Consider the following 15,036-nt stretch of genomic DNA (forward strand, 5'->3'; position numbering starts at 1 on the left):
CCTGCTTCAACCCATGGTAGCCGCGGCGCATTCCCCCGGGCGGCGGCGCACGGGCGGCGCCGCACGGCGCGGGCGCCGCGTGTTAGCGGCCCGGCAGGAATCGCCGCAGGAGGCCGGTGGCGACCTTCAGCTCCGGCGCACGCAGCGCGAGCAGCACGAGGATGTAGACCACGACCGTCACGGCGCCGATGACGCCGGTGCCGAGCGCACCGAGCAGCTTGTCCGCTGTCGTCCAGCCCTCCGCTCCGCCGAGCAGGAGGAACGCGCCCCACCCGGCGAATCCGGCTGGGATCGCAGCGATCGCGTAGCGACCGAGCGACAGTGCCGTGCGACCGAGCTCGAGGCTCCCAAGGCGCTGTCGCAGCATCCAGACGGCGATGATCATCTGAACGGTGCCGGCGATCGACTGACTGAGCGCGATGGCGGCGGCCAGCTGCGAGAGCGGCACGAACGACGGCAGCACCAGCGCCGATCCGACGATGATCAGGCACTGCACGACGGTGAACCAGAACGGCGTGCGGGTGTCTCCGTACGCATAGAACGTGCGTTGCACGATGAACAGGACCGACAGCGGCAGCAGGCCCACGAGGTAACCGACGAGCACGGGGGCCGCCGCGATCGCCTCGGTATCGCCGTTGGTGAAGATGCGCGTGGCGGGAATCGCTGCCGCGAACAACGCGACGGTCGAGACGACGACGAACAGGGAGACAACGCGGATGCAGCGCGCCACATCGCCGCGCACCTCGTCGTCGCGGCCCTCGGCGGCGTGCTCGGAGATCTGGGTGAAATAGGGGGTGCCGATCGACACGGTGAAGATCGAGTAGGGCAGCATGAACACCAGCCAGGCGGCCATCATCATGAACCCCGACGGGTGATCGCCGGACGCCTCGGATACCGTCGTCGCCTGGACGAGGCCGGCCAGCTGGCCGGCGATCACCATCGCGAAGGTCCAGCCGGCGAGTCGACCGACGTGTCGGAGTCCGACTCCCCGCCAGCGGAAGTCCGGGCGCAGATGCAGGCCCGTCCGCCGCCAGGCGAAGAGCAGGATCACCGCTTGCACCACGATCCCGAGGGTGGCGGTGCCGCCGAGGACCGCGATCATCGACGGATCCCACATGTCGACGTCGCGCCGGTCGTCGCCGAACAGGGCGATGAACAGCAGGAAGCCGACTATCGAGATGACGTTGTTGGCGATCGGCGCCCAGGTGTACGGACCGAAGACGCGTTTCGCGTTCAACGTCTCGCCCACCAGCGCGTAGAGTCCGTAGAACAGGATCTGCGGCAGGCACCAGTACGCGAACGCCGTCGCGAGTGCGTGCTGGTCGGCCGTGAAGTCCTTCGCGTAGATGAAGACCAGCCAGGGCGCGACCAGCATCGCCAGAGCGGTCGCGCCGACGAAGACCATCGTGCCGAGGGTGAACAGCTTCGAGATGAACGCCTGCCCGCCGTCCTTATGGCTGCCGGCCTTGATGATCTGCGGGATGATCACGGCGGTGAGGATGCCGGTCTGGATGATCGTGAAGATGTTGTTCGGAAGCTGGTTGGCGGTGCCGAAAGCGTCTCCGGCGCGGCCGATCGATCCGATCGCGGCAACCAGCACGATCGTGCGCACGAGTCCCGTCAGCCGCGAGATGAGCGTCCCGGCACCGAGGATGGCGCTCGCGCGACCCAGACTGCTCACTGATCCTCCTCGAGCGGTGCCGCCTCGGCATCCGCGGTCTTCTCGGCATCCGCGGTCTTCTCGGCATCCGCGGCCTCTCGCCGCTTGCGGAGCACCGTGCGCACCACTCCGAGCACGATCAGCAACGTCGCAAGTCCCCCGAAGACGATGAGGCCGATGGTCTCCCACTCCGCACGCACCGACACGCTCGCGTACTGGGTGGAGCCGATCGCCACGCCGGAGGGACTGCTGAGGCTCAGGCGGACGGTGAGGTCGCCGCTGCCGACGCGCGCCGACACCGGCACCTTGATCCGGGTGTTGCCTGCGGCGTCCGCGACGGCATCCGTCATCCGTTGCACGTCCAGGCGCGGATCCGACGGGTTGGCGTACAACCTCACATTCACCGGCCAGGGAAGGTCGTTGCGAACCCAGAACCCGAGGTCGGCGTTGGCTCCGTAGAGCCGGATGGTGCTGGAGCGTTCGATGCCGACCGCGCCGAGCGTCGCCTGCGTGCCCTCCCGGTGGGCCGCCACATCATCGGCGAACTCCTCGGCGGTCTTGCCGACGGAGATGACGCGGAGGAGCTTGATCCGCTCCGGGCTGATCAGCATCTGCGGGTCGGTGAGAACCGATGAGAAGTCGTTCAGAGCCACCTCGTCATCGAGCAGAGTCTGCAGTGCGGCCGCCCTCGCCGTATCGGCTTCGGCCGTCAGCGTCACCGCCGTCGGAGGAGTCGCCCGCAGTGAGGAGAGCTCGACGGTCGGCGAATCGACGGCGGAGATGGCCGCCCGAAGCGCTTCGGCGGTGCGCGTCTCGTCTCGCTCCAACCCGACCAGCAGCGGGGCGCCGGGAGCATGCTGCGCAGCGAGTGCGAGCTGCGCCCGCGCGGCGGCGAGCCAGCGCTCGCGCGCAGGCGCATCGGGCTCGGCGGCCGCTGCCGACAGCGCCGCAGACACGGCTGCGTCGGTGACCAGTAGTTCGTGGTCGCCGGACGCGGCATGCCCACTCATCTTCTCGGCCACGGCGCTCGACGGCACGATGGTCACCCCGGGGCCGCCGATGTATTCACTGAACGTCGCGAGGGCTTCGGTCGTGACGTCGCCGCCTGGCCACAGGATGCGGGGCCGCGCGCCCGGCACCGACATGAGCTCGGCGTCGTCGGGCAACTCGGTTGCCGCGGCCTCGGTCGGCGCCGGTGTCGGGCTCGGCGTCTGGGTGCCCGGGAAGGAGTTCGGGTCGACGAACGGGCTCAGTGTCGTCGGGTCGAGGAGGGCGGGCAGCCCCGCGTGCGCCTGCGTGGCGGCATCCGCATCGCCGAACTGCAGGGCGAACCGCTCATTGGGCAGGTTCTCGAGGCGCGTGAGCCATTCCGTGACTCGCGTCGGGGCGTTCGTGCCGAGCGCGCGGATCGCGGCGGGGATGGCGGGGTCGACGGCCAGGGTGGCGGACGTGCCTGCCACGGCGTCCAGCTGCGCGGTGAGGGCGCCGTCCGGCGCGGTGAGGGCGACCAGCTCGATCGAACTCAGCAGGGCACCGCTCTCGGGAGTGGCCGTGATCGGCACCAGCACGCCCACCTCCGGGGCGGGGCCGGCCGCGACGATCAGCACGCTGGTGCCGGACACCTCCGCGGCGGGCGGGCTGTCGGAGTCGACCCCGTCGGCCGCCGTGCTGTTCAGCTCGGCGCGCAGGGGATAGATCCCTGGTGCGAGATCGCCGAGTGTCTCCTGCGGGACCGAGATCGACGCGGTCACCGCGCCACCGGCTTCGACGGCGTCCGTGGCCTCAGCGCCGAGCGAACCGAAAGCCGCGTCGCCCTCACCGCTGTCGAGCCAGGCGGAGACGGATGCAGCGTCGGCGAGAGGCGTCCTGCCGAGCTCGACGGCGACCCGCCCGGGTGACAGAGCGGTGTCGGTCTCGTTCTGCACCGTGACGGTCGCCGACACCGCAGAACCAGGGGCGACCGTTCCGTACAGTCCTGCCGAGACGAACAACTCGACCGAACCCGATTCGGAAGCCTCGTCAGTCGCCGCCGTCGCGCTCGTCGCACCGGTGACGCCGAGGCCCAGCGCCATCGCGAAGGCGACCGCGCCGCTCGCGAGCCGCAGCAGCTGCGCGCGAAGGCCGGTTTCGGGAGTGGTCACTGTCATAGGGTCTTCCTCGAACGCCGGCGACGCAGGCTGCTCGTGAGTACTGACCCTGCGATTCTAGGTGGCCGCCTGAAGGAGAATCCTGAACACGCGTAGAGTGACGGCCGTGTCCGACAGCCCCGCCCCCGTGCCAGAGCCGTTGCGTTGCGCCGCGCTCGCCGCCGACCTCGACGCCGCCGACTTCCGCTCCGAGCCGCTGCGGCGACTGTGGGGTGAGGAGGCCGACGATGCGCTCGGTCGCGGCATGCGCGAACCGATCCTGCGCGCGATCGCCGGCGACGGCGGAGTACTCGCGACCCTCGGTCGGCTCTTCGTCCTCGGGATGCCGCAGCCGACGTCACGGGTGGCCACGGCGGTTCCGCGCCTCGGTGTCTCGGGATTGGTCGCGCTGGGCCTCGCCACCGTCGATGGTGACTCGGTCGCTCCGACGGCCCTCATCCGGCCGCAGTCGTTCGTCGACGCCGACGGCGTCGGCGAGTGGTGGATCGCCAGCGACCTCGACGAGGTCGCACTGGGAACAGCGCTTCCTCCTGACCACGTGCTCGGCGTGGGCGGTGCGTCGCGGACCCTCGCCGAGATCATCCTGCCGGTCGAGGTGGAACGCGCTCTTGACCTCGGCACCGGGTGCGGAATCCAGGCTCTCCTCGTCGCCCGGTATGCCCGGAGCGTCGTCGCGACCGACATCTCGGCGCGCGCGCTCGCCTATGCCGAGCTCAACACCCGGCTCAACGGCGTATCAAACATCTCCTTCCGCCGGGGCAGCATGTTCGAGCCGGTCGCCGGCGAGGCGTTCGACCTGGTGGTGTCCAACCCGCCGTTCGTCATCACCCCGCGAAGCGAGCACGTGCCCGAATACGAGTATCGCGACGGCGGCCTCGTCGGCGATTCGCTCGTCGAGCAGTTCATCCGGACCGTGCCGTCGCACCTGACGCCGGGTGGCACTGCGCAGCTGCTCGGCAATTGGGAGTCGCGCGACGGATGGTCCGGACTCGACCGCCTGGCGGCCTGGGTCGAGGGTGACCTCGATCTCTGGGTGATCGAGCGGGAAGAGCTCACCCCGCTCTCCTATGCGGAGCTGTGGATCCGTGACGGCGGCACGACACCGAGGGACGCCGCGTTCACGCCGCTGCTCACCGCATGGCTCGACGACTTCGAGCGCCGGGCGGTCTCGTCCGTCGGATTCGGGTATGTGCTGCTGCGCCGGCCGGAAGCCGCGAGTGATCCCCTCCGACGCATCGAGAAGATCGCGCAGCCCGTGTCGGGGGTGGGCGCGGCGCTGCGCGACGGGCTGGCGGCGCACGACCTGCTGGCATCGGGCCTGCCAAAGACTCTGATCACGGCATCCGACGTCACCGAGGCGCGGCATCTGCTTCCTGGAGCCGACGACCCCAGCGTGATCGAACTGCGCCAGGGCGGGGGGTTCGCCCGTACCCGGTCGGTGGATCCGGCGCTCGCCGGATTCGTCGGTGCGTGCGACGGTGACCTCACCGTCATGCAGATCGCCGCGGCGCTCGCCGACCTGTTCGAGGTGCCGCTCGGTGAGCTGTGGGCAGACCTCGAGCCGCGCATCCGCTCCCTCGTGTTCGACGGCTTCCTCACTGCGGCGGACTGATCCGGAATATCCGGCGTCGTCCATTCGTTCGCATAGACCATGAAGGCATTCGGATTCCTCTCGTTCGGGCACTACGCCCCGGTGCCCGGCTCCGGCACGCGCACCGCCGGCGACATGCTGCGCCAGACGATCGATCTCGCGGTGGGAGCCGACGAGATCGGAGTGAACGGTGCCTACGTGCGCGTTCATCACTTCGCCCGTCAGGCGGCGTCGCCCATGCCGCTGCTCGCGGCGATGGCGGCGAAGACCGAGCGCATCGAGGTCGGCACCGGGGTCATCGACATGCGGTACGAGAATCCGCTGCAGTTCGCCGAGGAGGCGGCGGCGCTGGATCTCATCGCCGACGGCCGCATCGCGCTGGGCGTCAGCCGTGGCTCACCCGAGACCGCGCTGCGCGGCTACGAGGCGTTCGGTTACACCGGATCGGCCGATCCGCGCGGAGCCGACCTCGCCCGTGACAAGTTCGACCTCTTCCTCGAGGCCATCGACGGCGCGGGAGTCGTTCAGGGCGATCCCCGGCAGGTCGGGGAGGGCCGGTACCTCGCCATCGAGCCGCGGTCTGAGACGCTGCGCGACCACATCTGGTGGGGATCGGGCTCGCGAGCGACCGCCGAGGACACCGGCCGCCGTGGCCTCAACATGATGAGTTCGACGCTGCTCACCGAGGCCACCGGAGTGCCGTTCCACCAGCTGCAGCGTGAGCAGATCGACCTGTATCGCGCCGCGTACCGCGAAGCCGGCCACACCGGCACGCCACGGGTGTCGGTGAGCCGCAGTGTGTTCCCTCTCGTCTCCGACATGGATCGGGCGTACTTCGGCCTGCGATCGGAGGAGAACCACGATCAGGTCGGCATCATCGACGGCTTCCGCTCGACGTTCGGCAAGACCTACGCAGCCGAGCCCGATGTGCTCATCTCCCAGCTGCTCGCCGACGAGGCCGTGATGGCCGCGGACACGCTGATGCTGACGATCCCGAACCAGTTGGGCGTCGACTACAACCTCCACGTCCTCGAGGCGTTCGCCACTCACGTCGCGCCGGCGCTGGGCTGGAAGCCGAACACGGAAGGCCCGGTGCAGGGAGACCCTGCCTGATCGCTGGGGCTGACCGCGAGACTGCACTCGTGCGCCGAGACTGTGGCGAAATGTCATGCTCTCGGCGCGGAGCTGCAGTCTCGAGGAGTGCGGGAAGGGATAGCGTTGGTGGCATGACCGACCTCGGAGACTCATCGATCGGCGGCCGCGTCCAGGCGGTCGAAGCCGAGTACCGCTCGCGCCAGGCGCGGATGTTCCGCAACTTCGCGCTCGTCGAAGGCGCGCTGCTCGCCGCCGTCGTTCTCATCGTGTATGTCTTCGGGCTCGTCGATCCCGAGATCGGGAAGTTCGTGCTCGCTGGCGTCGCCGTGCTCGGTGGGCTCGGTCTGAGCCTGCTCCTCATGCAGCATATGAAGAGCCGCAACGCCGCGATCGCGGAGGCCAGGGGCGAGAACCCGCTCTTCTGACCGACCGGTGTCTCCCGCCTCTCCCGGGACGGGTCCGGGCGCGGCTCACGCCGCCGGTACGCTGGAAACCATGCTCAACATGGCCGAGGGCCTGACGCGCCTGGCCGCGCTCGCCGCGCATCCCGTCGTCGCGACGCTTGCCCGGGCGTTCGCTGACGCGGGGTTCGACCTTGCCGTGGTCGGGGGTCCGGTGCGCGATGCACTTCTCGGGCGAGAGACGCACGACCTCGACTTCACCACGGATGCGATGCCGGACGACATCCTTCGCATCGTCACGCCGATCTCCACCGCGCAGTGGGACATCGGCCGAGCCTTCGGCACGATCGGCGCTCGCGTGCAGGGCGAGCAGGTGGAGATCACCACCTACCGCGCGGACAGCTACGACGGCGTGACCAGGAAGCCGACGGTCGAGTTCGGCGACACCATCGACGGTGACCTGGTGCGCCGTGATTTCACCGTCAATGCGATGGCGCTGCAGGTGCCGGCCGTGAAGCTCGTCGATCCGACCGGCGGTGTCGAAGACCTGATCGCGGGTGTGCTCCGCACTCCGGCAGATCCGTCGGTGAGCTTCGGAGACGATCCGCTGCGGATGCTGCGCGCCGCCCGTTTCAGCGCACAGCTGGGATTCCGCATCGACGAGGCCACGTCGGACGCGATCGCCCGCCTGCGAGAGACGCTCACGATCGTCAGTCCGGAGCGCATTCAGGGCGAACTCGTGCGCCTGATGCAGACCGACGATCCCGTGCGCGGCATCCGCGTGCTGGTCGACAGCGGCCTCATCGAGGAGTTCCTTCCCGAGGTCAGTGCCCTGCGACTCGAGGTCGACGAGCACCATCACCACAAGGACGTCTACGAGCACTCCCTCACCGTGCTCACCCAGGCGATCGAGCTCGAACACACGCGTCACCCCGGTGCCGCACCGGACGTTCCCCTGCGCATCGCGGCCCTGCTGCACGACATCGGCAAGCCCCGCACGCGCAAGCTCGAGGACGGCGGTGCGGTCACCTTCCATCATCACGACATCGTCGGCGCGCGGATGGCACGCAAGCGTCTGCAATCTCTGCGTTTCGACGGTGAGACGACGGATGCCGTGGCCACCCTGATCGAGCTGCATCTCCGCTTCTTCGGCTACGCCGAGGGCGCCTGGACGGATGCCGCGGTCCGGCGCTACGTGCGCGACGCCGGCGACCTGCTCGAGCGGCTGCACATCCTCACGCGCGCCGACGTCACCACCCGGAACCGGCGCAAGGCCGCGCGCCTGGCGAGCGCCTACGACGACATCGAATCCCGTATCGCGGCGCTGCGCGAGCAGGAGGAGCTCGACGCCATCCGCCCGGAACTCGACGGCAACCGCATCCAGGAGGTGCTCGGCATCCGACCCGGACGCGAGGTGGGTGAGGCCTATCGATTCCTGCTCGACCTTCGTCTGGATGAAGGCGTGCTCGGCGTGGATGCCGCCGAGCAGCGCCTGCGCGAGTGGTGGGCAGCACGCGATTGAGACACGGCCGCACCACGGATCGCCGTCGAAATCAAGCACCTGTTCCGAATCGCCGGGCACGCTCGTATGCTGTGCGCAGGGCAGGTCTGAGGTGATCGGAGACCGGGTGTCAGATTCATGGTCGTCCGCCCGCGGTGCCAGCAGCGCTGCGACTCCGCGTCGGCTTCTCGAGAGCGCGCATGAGCAGCTTCTCCTGGGCAATCTCGACGATCATCGGCTCGAGCAGGTGCGGCCTCTCGTGCGTGAATCGTGGGTGCGATCACTGAGGGGGCGCGTGGGAACGGACACCGCCCCTCCGCTCGAACTCGTCTCGGAAGAGCTGGAGGAGTACCGGCTCTCGCATCCGCTCGCCACGGCGATGGCCATGATCCGCGCTCTGCTGCTGCCGGGTTCCTCCGAGGAGGACGGGGTCATCATCGCCGTCGGCGATCAGGCGGGCCGCCTGCTCTGGGTCGAGGGCGATCGGCAGCTGCGAACTCAAACCGGCGATATGGGCTTCGTGGCAGGCGCGAACTGGGCCGAGCATGCCGTCGGCACGACAGCGCCGGGGACAGCCCTCACATTGGGCCATTCTGTGCAGATCCGCGGAGCGGAGCACTACAACCGGCTCGTGCATCCGTGGTCCTGTTCCGCAGCCCCCGTGCACGATCCGGAGACGCGCGGAGTCCTCGGCGTGATCGACGTCACCGGCGGGGCGGAAGCCGTGACTCCCCAAGCGCGACTGCTCGTGGATGCCACCGCGCGTGCCGTGGAATCGGAGCTCATGGTGGCACGTCTCCAGGCGCGCAAGGACGCACCGCGGACGCCGGCTCCCAGAGCGAGACCGAAGACGACCGCACGTGCGAGGCTGCACGTCCTCGGGCGCGACCGGGCTCGACTGGAGACGGCTACCGAGCTCGAGGAGAACGTCACCGAGCTCAGCGCCCGTCACGCCGCCATCCTGCTGATGCTGACGGTGCACCGGCAGGGATTGTCCGCGGAGCGGCTGAGCGAACTCGTCTACGGCCCCGATGTCTCGCCAGACACGCTGCGACCCGAGATGGTGCGTCTGCGCAAAGTGCTCGAGCGCACGGCTCCCGACCTGGTGCCGGAGTCGCGTCCGTACCGGCTGACGACAACTCTGGAGACCGACGCCCATGACGTGCTGTCGTTGCTCGATCGGGGTGCGCACCGAGTGGCTCTGACGGCGTACCGCGGGCCGGTGCTCCCGGAATCGATGTCGCCGGGCGTGGAGGACTTCCGCGAGTCGGTGAGATCGGCGCTCCGCGAGGCGATGCTCACCGGGGCGAGCCTTGACGTGCTGCTGTCGTACGCCGAGATCCCCGAAGGGCAAGCGGATGCCGAGGTGCTCCGCCTCGCGCTCGAGATGCTCCCGCCGAGGTCGCCCAAGCGGGCTGCGCTGGTCTCGCGGATCGAGAAGCTCGAGGCCGACTGAGTGCCGGATCACCCGCGCCGGATCGCCCGCAACGGATTGCAACCTCCGCCGGTATACCGTTTTCATATGCGCCGAGCATCGTCAGTCCCCAGCTGACCGCAGGCGCAGGCGGCTATGCCGCCGAAACGGAGGGGGAGTCAATCTCTTCTCCACATCCCGAGGGGGGATGGGGTGGACGCTGGTCCCCAAACGGCGCCCACCCCGACACTCGATCGGCCTCCGTCAGCATTGCTGGCGTCGAGGCCGTTCTGTGTTTCTGACGCGGGATCCCGTTGCGCATGCACATCCGGAGGGTGTGCCGCTCAGTTCAGCCGGATCCAGAACCAGGCCACGCCGGCGATGACGAGGAACAAAACGGGGATCCAGCTCGAGCGTCGTCGGAGTCGTCGTCCCTGCGGCGCGACACCCGGCGGCGGAGTCAGCATCCCCGCGGGAGGAGCGAAGGGAAGCGCCGCAGGGTTCGCGGCGTCCCGGCCGGTCGTGGTGCCCGCACCCGCGACCGAATCCGTCACGCCCGGAGTCGGTACGGGAATCGGGCCCGCGCTCGCGGCGAGCAGCCGTTCGTCGCGCCAGCGCGCCCACTGATCGAACTTGGTCATCAGCGCGCCCACCGCCCCGAACAGCCACGCCCAGGTCGCCGGATCCAGGGTCGACACCTGGCGCTTGGTGTAGAGGAACATCCAGTCGTCGACGATCTCGACGTCCAGCTGGGCGGCATTGTCGATGAAGCGGGCCATGATGTCGGGTGTGAACAGGTACAGCGCGTCCCGTTCGTATCCCGCCGGGCAGTAGAGGCGGAAGTACCGGTCGAAGTCGCCCTCGAGCGAGAGCGCCTGCTCTTTGTGGAACGACGCCGGGAGGTTCGATCCGAAGACGGCGTTGTTGCCGAGAGCGTCGAGCACGATGTTCGGCAGCGGAACGTCGAGCTTCACTGCGACATAGCCCCATTTGTAGGTGGTCGAGTGCTTGCCGGACTTGACGGTGTACTGATAATTGCCGAACTCCACGTGCCGAGGGGACTGCCCGCGCACCAGATCCTTCGCGAGTCGCCCGCTCCCGATGCCGAAGATCATGCCCGGAAGTGCCGGATTCGCCACCCGCGGCACGTAGCTCATGCCGTTGGCCCGGGCGAAGCCGTCGAGGCGGTAACGGATCTCCCGTGCCCGCCGGACGCCCGCCCAGATGAGCACCCCGACTGCGGCGACGACGAGCGCGGCGAGAAGGAGGACGACCGTCGCCGAGCCGGGAGATCCGCTGACTGACGCGAGCGTGACGACGAGCGAGACCATGATCGGCACGAACACCACGCCGGCGATCACGAGAGCGATGATGCCGATGACCGTCGACGCGGACGCGCCGGTCGCGGTGCGCGCACGGACCTGCGCGGCGAAGGCGCGCACCGCACGCGCGTCGACCGGTTCGGTGAGCGGGCTGGCCTCGAACGAGAACGGCTGAGGAGTCGTCACCGGTTGACCTCGTCGACGTTCCACGTCAGGCGTGTACCCTCGGCGATCGGCAGCGCCTCGATGCGTTCATCGGAACAGATCGCGCGGATCAGCGCCTCCGCGCCGGCGACGATCGTGGAATCGAAGTCGACCTCGCTCACGAGGACCCAGGCGTGGTCGTCGGGCCACACCAGGCTCGGGCTCTGCGCCGATGGCGGGAACCCGTGGCCCTCGCTCTCACGATCATGCCATGGCGCACCCAGGATCCATGCCGGATCGGCGAACTCGCGCGGAGCGGCGGTGAAGAGCACGTGGCCGCGGTCGGGCAGCTGGAGTCTCGGACCCTCAGAGATCTCCCGGGAGAGGATGCCTTCCTGCCACGTCGCCCGGCGGAAGACATTGTTGAAGGCGTCGTGCACGCTGCGGGAGAGCATCGCGGCGTGATGGGGGTCGCCTCCCCAGCCGAAGAAGGCTCGCGACGACGGCCCCTTTCCGTGGTACCCGAGCAGACGGCCCCATCCCTCCCAAATGCCGGCCATCCCGGCATCCGGCGTCGTGGTGTGCTCGACGAGGTGCCCCGCGACCGCGGCGAGGACGTCGACCTCGAGCCCGCCGATCGGTGGTTCGGCGTAACGCCATCCATCGCGGTCTCGCGGGCCGTCCTCGTTCTCGACGATGCGCCCCGGCGCGACGATCCGATCCCACTGGGCACCGGCGTGCATCACTGTCCCCATCGCCCCAGCGGTCTCCGCCCAGCTCACCTGCTCCTCGATGGTCTCGGGGCTACGCGCCTGGAACGCCTCCCACTCTGCGCGGTGGGCGTCGTAGGGGAGCCCCGGCCACGGCTCGCCGATCGGTCGCTCACGGTGGGCCGGATGGAAGATGCGCACATACGCCGGAAAGCCCCGCGGGACGACGACGTGCATGTCGACTGCCTCGGCATCGAGCCGCTCCCGCAGCCAGGCGCCGGCCGATGCATCCGCTGTCCACTCCATGCGACCACGCTACCCGCGGCATCCGGACGCCACCGCACCGATGCCGCGATCCCTGCTGCGGATCGCTACGGTGGAAGCCGGATCAGCGCCGCCCCTGTCGTCGCTGCACCCAGCGGACGGGAGAGAAGATGTACGCACCGGAGTATCCGATCCGCACGGATCGGCTGCTGCTCAGGCCCCTCGAACCCGGCGACGCCGAAGCGATGCTCGCCTACAAGTCGCTCCCGGACGTCGTCCGGTACGTGCCGTACGGCACGCTCGATCTCGCCGGCATCGAGGAGCGCATCGCCACGCGATGGTCGACGACGCGCTTCGAGAAGCAGGATGACGCGGTCTGCCTGGCCGTTGAGGAGAGGTCGACCGGGCGCCTCGTCGGCGATGTGGTGCTGTTCTGGCGGAGCGAGAGCGATCGCTCCGGCGAGGTCGGCTACATCCTCGATCCTCGGTTCGGCGGTCGGGGGTATGCGGCGGAGGCGGTGAGCGCCCTGCTGGAGGTGGGATTCGACGGGCTCGGGCTGCACCGGATCACAGCGCGCATCGACGAGCGGAACTCGGCATCGGTGCGGGTCGCAGAGCGATTGGGATTCCGCCACGAGGCGCGCCTCGTTGAGAGTTCCTGGTTCAAGGAGGAGTGGACGACCGTGCTCGTCTACGCCCTGCTCGAGCAGGAATGGCGTCGGGACGGAGCACCCCGCGTCCGCGATCGACGGCCAAGCTGAAGACACGGAAAGCCGGAGCCATCGGCCCCGGCCTTCCGCATCGGCTCGCTGTCAGAGCGGAGCCACGATGTCCTGCTTGACGTCCCATTCGGTGACTTCCTGCACGGACTCGAAGGTCTGGCCCTCGGCTTCGGTGGTGGCGGTCGTCGCCAGGGTCACGTAGTCGGACGTGACCTCGATCACCATGTCGACCGCGACACCCTGGCTTTCGGTGGTGCCGGTGAGCACGAACACGTCCTGGCCGAGGCGCATGCCCGTGCCGGTGACGGTGAACTCGCCCGAGAGCGCAGCCATCGCCGTCGGATCCTTCGGGTCGACGGCGGCGGCACCCATGCTGAGCCCTGCGATCACGGGATCACTGGACTCCGGATCGGCGACCTGCCACTCGCTCGTCGAGGACTTCACCCAGACCTCATCGCCGATGACGATCATCGAACCCATGGGTGAGATGGTCTCGACGGCACCGTCTGCCGGGTTGTACCGGCTGGTGGTCTCCATGCCGAGCGTCGTCATCGTGGCGGCGTAGCCGGCGGAGGCCATCATCGCGTCCATGGCGCACTCGCTGAGAACAGCGCCGTCGATGGTCGCGCCTTCCGCGAGCTCGGGGCAGTTCGACTCCGGTGCGGCTTCTTCCTGAGTGCTCTCGGTCGGCTTCTTGTCTGCCGGCTCATTCGAGCCCGAAGCGCAACCGGTGAGCACCATGGCGGCGGCGATCATGATGCCGACACCCCATTTGTTGACGCGCATAGCGTCCCCCCTCTATGTCGTGCCGGCGACTCTCGCCCGCACGCCCTCAAGCATGCCAACAGGGCGATGAGACTCGTGAACCCGGTCCGGAAGTTCATCCGTTAGACTGTCAAGGTTGTCTGCCCGCCGGCATCCATCGGATACCGGGGAAAGACACGTTCACACACCCTCCTGCTTCCGGGAAAGCCCCGGGAGCCGTTCTAGTCCGAAGGAGGTGGGTAAGTGACGCACCAGTACGAACTCATGGTCATTCTGACCCCCGAGATCGACGAGCGCCAGGTAGCCCCGACGCTCGACAAGTTCCTCAAGGTCATCACCAACGATGGTGGCTCGGTGGACAAGGTCGACATCTGGGGCAAGCGCCGTCTTGCATACGAGATCCAGAAGAAGAACGAGGGCATCTACGCCGTCGTCAACTTCACCGCGACGAGCGCCGCCACCCAGGAGCTCGACCGCCAGCTGAAGCTCAACGAGCAGATCATGCGCACCAAGGTGCTTCGGGCCGAAGAGGCTCAGGCGATGGTGGCTGCAGAGGCGAAGCGCTCCGAGGAGAAGGCTGCTCGCAAGTCCGCCAAGGCTGCGAAGGCCTGATCCCATGGCCGGCGAGACCGTCATCACCGTGGTGGGAAACCTCACGGCCGACCCCGAGCTGCGCTACACGCAGAACGGGCTGCCGGTGGCGAACTTCACCATCGCATCGACGCCGCGCAACTTCGACCGTGCCGCGAATGAGTGGAAGGACGGCGATGCGCTGTTCCTGCGCGCATCCGTCTGGCGCGAGTTCGCCGAGCACGTGGCGGGTTCGCTGACCAAGGGCATGCGCGTCATCGCGCAGGGTCGCCTGCGTCAGCGCTCCTACCAGGACCGCGAGGGCAACCAGCGCACCGCCATCGAGCTGGAGGTCGACGAGATCGGCCCCTCGCTCCGTTACGCGACCGCGCAGGTCACCCGTGCGGCTTCGACCGGCGGTGCCGGTGGCGCCGGTGGCGGCGGCGGACAGCGCCCCGCGCAGCAGCAGGTGTCGGAGGAGCCGTGGTCGACCCCCGGTTCGTCCACCAGCGCCGACGCCTGGAGCACTCCGGGCAGCTTCGGCGACGACACCCCGTTTTAACAGTTTCGGATCCGTCTCCTCGGGGACCGCATCCGCTCATCACTAAGGAAGAACAATGGCTGGAAAGTCGAGCGGCGACCGCCGCAAGCCGCGGAAGGGTGGCAAGCCCACCGCTCCCGCGAAGTCGATCCGGGTCGGAGTCATCGATTACAAGGATGTCGCCACCCT

The 15,036-nt window shown here is 68.7% G+C and carries 13 protein-coding genes and 1 pseudogene; 9 read left to right on the top strand and 5 right to left on the bottom strand.

Annotated elements, in window-relative coordinates:
- Positions 1 to 82: 82 nt before the first annotated feature.
- Positions 83 to 1,681: a murein biosynthesis integral membrane protein MurJ gene (gene murJ / locus RIN18_RS14960; protein ID WP_309104782.1), complete on the bottom strand. Its 1,599-nt coding sequence runs from the start codon at positions 1,679 to 1,681 to the stop codon at positions 83 to 85.
- A complete protein-coding gene (locus RIN18_RS14965; protein WP_309104783.1) occupies positions 1,678 to 3,807 on the bottom strand; it encodes a DUF6049 family protein in 2,130 nt (709 codons plus the stop codon). Before RIN18_RS14965 ends, murJ begins: the two co-directional genes overlap by 4 nt.
- A 97-nt stretch (positions 3,808 to 3,904) precedes the next feature.
- On the opposite strand from RIN18_RS14965, the gene RIN18_RS14970 reads away from it, so the two are divergent.
- The 5 genes from RIN18_RS14970 (at position 3,905) to RIN18_RS14990 (ending at position 9,851) form a co-directional block, all read left to right on the top strand.
- Positions 3,905 to 5,419, top strand: a complete 1,515-nt coding sequence (locus tag RIN18_RS14970; protein WP_375163538.1) for a methyltransferase — start codon at positions 3,905 to 3,907, stop codon at positions 5,417 to 5,419.
- Between the two features lie 39 nt (positions 5,420 to 5,458).
- Complete coding sequence (locus RIN18_RS14975; protein ID WP_309104785.1) at positions 5,459 to 6,511, top strand: LLM class flavin-dependent oxidoreductase; 1,053 nt, start codon at positions 5,459 to 5,461, stop codon at positions 6,509 to 6,511.
- A gap of 113 nt (positions 6,512 to 6,624) precedes the next feature.
- Entirely contained in the window at positions 6,625 to 6,918 is a 294-nt protein-coding gene (locus tag RIN18_RS14980) for a hypothetical protein (protein WP_309104786.1), read from the top strand.
- A 70-nt stretch (positions 6,919 to 6,988) separates the two neighbouring features.
- Positions 6,989 to 8,416, top strand: a complete 1,428-nt coding sequence (locus tag RIN18_RS14985) for a CCA tRNA nucleotidyltransferase (RefSeq protein WP_309104787.1) — start codon at positions 6,989 to 6,991, stop codon at positions 8,414 to 8,416.
- 106 nt (positions 8,417 to 8,522) lie between these two features.
- On the top strand, positions 8,523 to 9,851 hold the full coding sequence (locus RIN18_RS14990) for a GAF domain-containing protein (RefSeq protein ID WP_309104788.1): 1,329 nt from the start codon (positions 8,523 to 8,525) through the stop codon (positions 9,849 to 9,851).
- 302 nt (positions 9,852 to 10,153) lie between these two features.
- Here RIN18_RS14990 and RIN18_RS14995 read toward each other — a convergent pair whose 3' ends face one another.
- Both RIN18_RS14995 and RIN18_RS15000 read right to left on the bottom strand, forming a co-directional pair.
- The gene (locus RIN18_RS14995; protein WP_309104789.1) at positions 10,154 to 11,317 is read right to left on the bottom strand and encodes a hypothetical protein; all 1,164 of its coding nucleotides are present in this window, start codon (positions 11,315 to 11,317) and stop codon (positions 10,154 to 10,156) included.
- Entirely contained in the window at positions 11,314 to 12,291 is a 978-nt protein-coding gene (locus RIN18_RS15000) for a hypothetical protein (RefSeq protein ID WP_309104790.1), read from the bottom strand. The genes RIN18_RS14995 and RIN18_RS15000 overlap by 4 nt, the downstream gene beginning before the upstream one ends.
- 128 nt (positions 12,292 to 12,419) lie before the next feature.
- On the opposite strand from RIN18_RS15000, the gene RIN18_RS15005 reads away from it, so the two are divergent.
- The gene (locus RIN18_RS15005) at positions 12,420 to 13,010 is read left to right on the top strand and encodes a GNAT family N-acetyltransferase (protein WP_309104791.1); all 591 of its coding nucleotides are present in this window, start codon (positions 12,420 to 12,422) and stop codon (positions 13,008 to 13,010) included.
- Between the two features lie 51 nt (positions 13,011 to 13,061).
- Here RIN18_RS15005 and RIN18_RS15010 read toward each other — a convergent pair whose 3' ends face one another.
- Positions 13,062 to 13,757, bottom strand: a complete 696-nt coding sequence (locus RIN18_RS15010; protein WP_309104792.1) for a hypothetical protein — start codon at positions 13,755 to 13,757, stop codon at positions 13,062 to 13,064.
- Between the two features lie 222 nt (positions 13,758 to 13,979).
- Here RIN18_RS15010 and rpsF point away from each other — a divergent pair, with 222 nt between their 5' ends.
- From rpsF to RIN18_RS15025, 3 genes and pseudogenes are all read left to right on the top strand, one after another.
- Entirely contained in the window at positions 13,980 to 14,348 is a 369-nt protein-coding gene (gene rpsF / locus RIN18_RS15015) for a 30S ribosomal protein S6 (protein ID WP_309104793.1), read from the top strand.
- A 4-nt stretch (positions 14,349 to 14,352) separates the two neighbouring features.
- Positions 14,353 to 14,868: a single-stranded DNA-binding protein gene (locus tag RIN18_RS15020; RefSeq protein ID WP_309104794.1), complete on the top strand. Its 516-nt coding sequence runs from the start codon at positions 14,353 to 14,355 to the stop codon at positions 14,866 to 14,868.
- Between the two features lie 55 nt (positions 14,869 to 14,923).
- A pseudogene (locus tag RIN18_RS15025) lies at positions 14,924 to 15,036 on the top strand (30S ribosomal protein S18); the annotation flags it as partial.

The organism is Microbacterium sp., from assembly GCF_031179285.1.
GTDB lineage: Bacteria > Actinomycetota > Actinomycetes > Actinomycetales > Microbacteriaceae > Microbacterium.

Excerpts from the sequence above, each read along its gene's own strand:
- RIN18_RS15010 (WP_309104792.1), bottom strand. The coding sequence starts at position 13,757 with ATGCGCGTCAACAAATGGGGTGTCGGCATCATGATCGCCGCCGCCATG.
- RIN18_RS15000 (WP_309104790.1), bottom strand. The coding sequence starts at position 12,291 with ATGGAGTGGACAGCGGATGCATCGGCCGGCGCCTGGCTGCGGGAGCGG.
- RIN18_RS14965 (WP_309104783.1), bottom strand. The coding sequence starts at position 3,807 with ATGACAGTGACCACTCCCGAAACCGGCCTTCGCGCGCAGCTGCTGCGG.
- RIN18_RS14985 (WP_309104787.1), top strand. The coding sequence starts at position 6,989 with ATGCTCAACATGGCCGAGGGCCTGACGCGCCTGGCCGCGCTCGCCGCG.
- RIN18_RS15020 (WP_309104794.1), top strand. The coding sequence starts at position 14,353 with ATGGCCGGCGAGACCGTCATCACCGTGGTGGGAAACCTCACGGCCGAC.
- RIN18_RS15005 (WP_309104791.1), top strand. The coding sequence starts at position 12,420 with ATGTACGCACCGGAGTATCCGATCCGCACGGATCGGCTGCTGCTCAGG.
- RIN18_RS14975 (WP_309104785.1), top strand. The coding sequence starts at position 5,459 with ATGAAGGCATTCGGATTCCTCTCGTTCGGGCACTACGCCCCGGTGCCC.
- RIN18_RS14980 (WP_309104786.1), top strand. The coding sequence starts at position 6,625 with ATGACCGACCTCGGAGACTCATCGATCGGCGGCCGCGTCCAGGCGGTC.